1 protein-coding gene is annotated in these 292 nt (G+C 60.6%); it reads right to left on the bottom strand.

All coding sequences use genetic code 11. The features are described from left to right. A partial coding sequence (locus tag EN808_RS36725; RefSeq protein ID WP_210235490.1) for a hypothetical protein occupies positions 1 to 292 on the bottom strand: 292 nt, incomplete at both ends.

Raw genomic sequence — 292 nt, 5'->3', positions numbered from 1 at the left:
AGCTGATAGCGGCCAAACACTGACCAAGGAGTCCCCGAGAACCGATAGGTAGCCTGCAGTGCCGCCGTGAAGGTATCGAAATGACCGCCAAAACCGGACAGCCGCGAGAAGCCGAGTTCGCCGTCGAAGCGCAGATCGTCCTGCGCGAAATACCGCACGACGCCGCGGCCGCCCCAATTGTCGAAGTGTTCGGGTTCGCCGCTGGCCCGCAGCTGTCCGTAATAGACCTGCCCGTAAACCGTCACGTTGCCAAAATAGGCCTGTGCCTCGGGACCGACGGTGAAAGTGTAAA

Source organism: Mesorhizobium sp. M8A.F.Ca.ET.165.01.1.1, assembly GCF_004792065.1.
Classification (GTDB): domain Bacteria; phylum Pseudomonadota; class Alphaproteobacteria; order Rhizobiales; family Rhizobiaceae; genus Mesorhizobium.
The sequence above is the reverse complement of the archived record's forward strand: the minus strand, read 5'-3'. Positions and strand labels throughout refer to the sequence as shown.